This window comes from Methylobacterium sp. Leaf118, from assembly GCF_920984675.1.
In the GTDB taxonomy this organism is placed as follows: domain Bacteria; phylum Pseudomonadota; class Alphaproteobacteria; order Rhizobiales; family Beijerinckiaceae; genus Methylobacterium.
The window spans coordinates 1-4,766 of sequence record NZ_CAKLBV010000114.1; the positions used below are offsets into that span (position 1 = coordinate 1).

4 protein-coding genes and 1 pseudogene are annotated in these 4,766 nt (G+C 67.5%); all 5 read right to left on the minus strand.

The features are described 5' to 3' along the window. A pseudogene (locus tag LW587_RS23550) lies at positions 1-83 on the minus strand (elongation factor Tu); the annotation flags it as partial. A 69-nt stretch (positions 84-152) separates the two neighbouring features. Next, positions 153-2,228: an elongation factor G gene (gene fusA, locus LW587_RS23555; protein ID WP_232632003.1), complete on the minus strand. Its 2,076-nt coding sequence runs from the start codon at positions 2,226-2,228 to the stop codon at positions 153-155. A gap of 63 nt (positions 2,229-2,291) precedes the next feature. Further along, complete coding sequence (gene rpsG / locus LW587_RS23560) at positions 2,292-2,762, minus strand: 30S ribosomal protein S7 (protein ID WP_232632004.1); 471 nt, start codon at positions 2,760-2,762, stop codon at positions 2,292-2,294. Between the two features lie 122 nt (positions 2,763-2,884). Further along, a complete protein-coding gene (gene rpsL, locus LW587_RS23565; RefSeq protein WP_004447775.1) occupies positions 2,885-3,256 on the minus strand; it encodes a 30S ribosomal protein S12 in 372 nt (123 codons plus the stop codon). A gap of 388 nt (positions 3,257-3,644) precedes the next feature. Beyond that, on the minus strand, positions 3,645-4,766 hold a 1,122-nt coding region (locus tag LW587_RS23570; protein ID WP_269780369.1), incomplete at its 5' end, for an SbcC/MukB-like Walker B domain-containing protein.

Consider the following 4,766-nt stretch of genomic DNA (forward strand, 5'->3'; position numbering starts at 1 on the left):
AGCGACGTCTTGCCGTGGTCGACGTGGCCGATCGTGCCGATGTTGCAATGCGGCTTGTTACGGGAGAACTTTTCCTTACCCATCAGGGCCTCCTAATCGTCAGTGTCGTGGATCGAGGATGGGGCGGTGCCGCCCTCAGGCGTACAGCGCCCTCAGGCGTACTTGGCGATGACCTTGTCGGCCTCGCCGCGCGGCACTTCCTCGTAATGGTCGAACTGCATCGTGAAGTTGGCGCGCCCCTGGGAGAAGGAGCGCAGCTGGTTCACGTAGCCGAACATGTTCGCCAGCGGCACCATCGCGTTGATGACGTTGGCGTTTCCGCGCATGTCCTGGCCCTGGATCTGGCCGCGGCGGGAGTTGAGGTCGCCGATGACCGAGCCGGTATATTCCTCCGGGGACACCACCTCGACCTTCATCACCGGCTCCAGCAGCACCGAACCGCCCTTCTGCAGCGCCTCGCGGAAGGCGGCGCGGGAGGCGATCTCGAAGGCGAGCGCCGAGGAGTCGACGTCGTGGTAGGCGCCGTCGATCAGCTCGACCTTGACGTCGACCACCGGGAAGCCGGCGAGCACGCCCGCGCCGAGGACCGAGTTGAGGCCCTTCTCGACGCCGGGGATGTACTCCTTCGGCACCGCGCCGCCGACGATCTTCGACTCGAAGGCAAAGCCGGCACCCGGCTCGTTCGGCTCGACCACGAACTTCACCCGGGCGAACTGACCGGTACCGCCGGTCTGCTTCTTGTGGGTGTAGTCGATCTCCTGACGGCGGGTCAGCTTCTCGCGATAGGCGACCTGCGGCTGGCCGATATTCGCGTCGACCTTGTAGGTGCGGCGCAGGATGTCGACCTTGATGTCGAGATGGAGCTCGCCCATCCCGCGCAGGATGGTCTGGCCCGATTCCTGGTCGGTCGAGACTCGGAAGGACGGATCCTCGGCGGCGAGCTTCGAGAGCGCGATGCCGAGCTTCTCCTGGTCGGCCTTCGACTTCGGCTCGACGGCGATCTCGATGACGGGCTCGGGGAACTCCATCTTCTCGAGGATCACGGCGTCCTTCGGATCGCACAGCGTGTCGCCGGTGCGGGTGTCCTTGAGACCGGCGAGCGCCACGATGTCACCCGCGAAGGCCTCCTTGACGTCCTCACGGTTGTTGGCGTGCATCAGGAGCATGCGCCCGACGCGCTCCTTCTTGTCGCGCGAGGAGTTGATGACGTTGGCGCCCGACTCGATCTTGCCGGAATAGACCCGGCAGAAGGTGATCGTGCCGACATGGGGATCGTCCATGATCTTGAAGGCGAGCATGGAGAACGGATCGCTGTCGGTCGGGTGGCGGACCACCTCTTCCTCGGTCTTGAAGTCGAGGCCCTTGATCTCGCCGCGGTCGGCGGGGGACGGCAGGTAGTCGACGACGGCGTCGAGGAGCGGCTGAACGCCCTTGTTCTTGAAGGCCGAGCCACACAGCACCGGATGGAAGGCGCGCAGCTGCACGGCCTTGCGCACGAGCTTGCGCAGGGTCTCCTCGTCCGGCTCCTGGCCGTCGAGGTAGGCCGACATCGCGTCGTCGTCGAGCTCGACGCAGGCCTCGATCATCTTGGTGCGGTACTCGGCGGCCTGATCGGCGAGATCGCCCGGGATCTCCTCCTCGGTGTAGTTGGCGCCGAGCGCCTCACCCGACCACACGATGGCCTTCATCTTGATCAGGTCGATGACACCCTTGAAGGTGCTCTCGGCGCCGATCGGCAGCTGCAGGCAGACCGGCTTGCCGGCGACGCGGCTGATGATGTCGGCCACGCATTTGAAGAAGTCGGCGCCGATCTTGTCCATCTTGTTGACGAACACGACGCGCGGCACGTCGTACTTGTCGGCCTGACGCCACACGGTCTCGGTCTGGGGCTCGACGCCCTGGTTGCCGTCGAGCACGCAGACGGCGCCGTCGAGCACGCGCAGCGAACGCTCGACCTCGATGGTGAAGTCGACGTGGCCGGGGGTGTCGATGATGTTCAGGCGCTTGTCGCGCCAGAAGCAGGTGGTCGCCGCCGAGGTGATCGTGATGCCACGCTCCTGCTCCTGCTCCATCCAGTCCATCGTGGCGGCGCCCTCATGGACCTCGCCGATCTTGTGGGACTTTCCGGTGTAGTAGAGGATCCGCTCGGTCGTCGTGGTCTTGCCGGCATCGATGTGGGCCATGATGCCGAAGTTGCGGTAGTCCTCGATCGCGTGCGTGCGGGGCATCGGGGTCTCTCCGGGAGAATGCGGGCATGGAGCGCGGCCCGGTGGCCGCGCTCGACAGGCGAATTACCAGCGGTAGTGCGAGAAGGCGCGGTTGGCCTCGGCCATCCGGTGGGTGTCTTCGCGCTTCTTGACGGCGTTGCCGCGGTTGTTGGCAGCATCGAGCAGTTCGGCGGAGAGACGCTCGACCATGGTACGGTCGTTCCGGCCGCGGGCGGCCTGGATCAGCCAGCGGATCGCCAACGCCTGGCGGCGCTCGGTGCGCACCTCGACGGGGACCTGATAGGTCGCGCCGCCGACGCGGCGGGACCGGACCTCGATCGCCGGGGCGACGTTCTCGAGAGCGGCGCGGAACACCTCGATCGGGTTGGCGCGGGCACGGCTCTCGACGAGGTCGAAGGCGCCGTAGACGATCCCTTCGGCGGTCGACTTCTTGCCCTCGTACATGATCGAATTCATGAACTTGGTCAGGACGATGTCGCCATACTTGGCGTCCGGGATGATCTCGCGCTTCTCGGCAGAGTGACGACGGGACATCTTTTCGCTCTCGTAAAAATTTGACTTAAGCGCCCCACGCAGGCCGCCTTACCTCGTCGAGGCGGCGGCATCCTTGTGAGGCCGTGGTAATGGCCGTCCGAATGCGACTTCGGACGGAGGTCTTACTTCGGACGCTTGGCGCCGTACTTCGAACGGCGCTGCTTGCGGTTCTTGACGCCCTGCGTGTCGAGCACGCCGCGCAGGATATGGTAGCGCACGCCCGGAAGGTCCTTCACGCGGCCGCCGCGGATCATGACCACGGAGTGCTCCTGAAGGTTGTGGCCCTCACCCGGGATGTAGCCGATCACCTCGAAGCCGTTGGTCAGGCGCACCTTGGCGACCTTACGGAGCGCCGAGTTCGGCTTCTTCGGGGTCGTGGTGTAGACGCGGGTGCAGACGCCGCGCTTCTGCGGGCAGGCGTTGAGCGCCGGCACCTTGTTGCGCGCCTTCTGCGCCTTGCGCGGCTGGGCGATCAGCTGGTTGATCGTCGGCATCCTGTGCCCTCTTCATCCGGCCGCGCAGGGCGGCCAAAGTCTGAACTGTCGATGCCCCTCGCGGGGCGCCTGCGCCGCGGGCGAACCCACGGCAAAACGAATAGCGCCAGAGGCCCGCAAAGGCCTTTGACGAGGGTGAGGCAGAGGATCACGCCGTGAAACGACGCGGTCTTACCCGCTGATCTGACGAGATCGTCAGGATTTGATGCCGGTGTCGGTCTGACGACGGTCGACGAAGCCCCTGGCTTCGACCCGAAAGCGACTCTCGATCCACCGGAGTGGCGCGCTTCTACGCGGCACGTTCCGATGCGTCAATGCCTCGAAGGGATAAAGTTCGGTGAAGACGGGCGATCTCCGCGGCCACGCTTTCGCCCGCGGCGACGGCGGTTTACTCGGCCGCGTCGGAGAGCCGGAACGCCTCGATGCCCCGCCGTTCGGGGTTGATCGCGGCCAGCGCCCGCTTGGCCGCCTCCAATGGATGCTCCGATTCGATGCGCACGGCGGTGAGGTCGGGGCTCTTGTAGACGGTCACGACCGTGTCCATCACCTCGGTGAGCGTGGTGCGCTTGTCCTCGGGGGCGGCGATGAGGAGCTGCAGGCCCCAGGCGCCGAACAGGTCGACCAGCGACTGGCTGTTGCGCACGTCGAGCTTGGAGAAGGCCTCGTCGAGGAGGCACAGGCCGAGGCCCGGCGCATCCTCGCCCGGCCGGTCGCCGGGGAAATAGGCCGAGGCCATGGAGGCCGCGATGGCCACGTAGAACGGCGCCTGCGCCTCGCCGCCCGATCCCCGCAGGGCCCGGCTCGACAGGGTGGTGCGGTTGCCCGCCCGGTCGCGCATGCCGATCTCGTAGACGAAGTAGTTGCGGTAATCGGCCAGGCGCGCGGCGTTCTCCTCGCCCTCGATCAGGGCGGTGATCTCGGCGAGCGCGGCGGCGAGATGGGCGTTCTCCGGCCCGGCATCGCCCTCCCCCCCGGCGCCCGGCAGCACCGCCTGTGCGGCGTCGGGCGAGCGGGCGACCTCCATGGCGAGTTGGTGGACGGCGGCGTAGCGGCGATCCACCACCGCCTCGAAGGCGTAGGTCTGGCCCGTGAAGGTCTGCGTGGAGAGCCGCTCGTTGAGGGCGTCGATGCGGGCCTGCATCCGCTCGAACTTGTCGGCGAGCCGGGTCAGCAGGTCCTCGGTCATCAGGCGGCGCATCTCGGCCTCCGCCCGCAGGGACTGGTCGCGGTAGCGGCGCAGTTCGTGCCCGGCCACCTCGTCGCGGGCGCGCACCGCCCAGGCATAGCCGAACGAGGCCGGCGCCTCGCCCGAGCCCAGCGGGTTCTCGACCCGCCACGCGGCGCAATACTCGGCCAGGTCGCGCTCGGCGGCACGGCCCTGGTGGCGCGCGGTGTCGGCAGCCTCCCGCGCGGCGGCGCGGGCCTGGGCGGCGAGCGCCGTCAGCGCCTTGGCGTCGAGCCCGGCCCGGTCGGCGCGCGCCGCCGCGATCCCGTCGATCACCCCCGGCCT